This is a genomic window from Mesorhizobium sp. M7A.F.Ca.CA.002.09.1.1, assembly GCF_003998555.1.
Classification (GTDB): domain Bacteria; phylum Pseudomonadota; class Alphaproteobacteria; order Rhizobiales; family Rhizobiaceae; genus Mesorhizobium; species Mesorhizobium ciceri.
This window is the reverse complement of sequence record NZ_RZRR01001537.1, coordinates 1-549: the sequence shown is the minus strand read 5'-3', so window position 1 is coordinate 549 and position 549 is coordinate 1. Positions and strand designations below refer to the sequence as shown.

Here is a 549-nt window from a genome sequence, read left to right as displayed (position 1 = left end):
GCCTGAGCGCGCTGGCATAGTGGCCGGCAAGTGCTGTGCGCACCTCTTCGACCGCACTGAGCGACTGGCCGACCTCGCCGCGCCCGGCAATGACGACGCCCCGGGGGTCGAGCAGCCGGAAGCCGGCCAACGTGGTTTTCTGGGTGGCGTCGAGGATGCCGGACAGGCGCGCGCCGATCACCGCGAAGGCGGGATCGACGATCACCGGCATCGCCGCCGGCCGGGTCGGCAGGACATAATCCGAGGCAAGATCGAGCTGCGGTTCGATTGGCCTGTAGAGCGGGTCCGGATTGACGCTGCGGCTTGAATCCCCACTTGGCTCCGGCATCGGCGCACCGAGCTTTTCCGGTGGGATGCCGGCGTCACGTACATCCCGCGCATAGATGGCGGCGATGGCAGCGCCTTGCGCGATCAGCTCCGCCTCGGTCTGGCGGATCAGCTGGTTCTCGTAGAGGCGGAAGAAGAACAGGCCGACCAGTGGCAAGGCCATCACCATGATCAGGATGGCGACGACGACCGTGGCAAGCCGTGGCCGCCATTTGCGGCCGA

The 549-nt window shown here is 67.4% G+C and carries 1 pseudogene; it reads right to left on the bottom strand.

Annotated features, from left to right (window positions below):
• Positions 1–549: pseudogene (locus EN994_RS34510) on the bottom strand (two-component sensor histidine kinase); the annotation flags it as partial.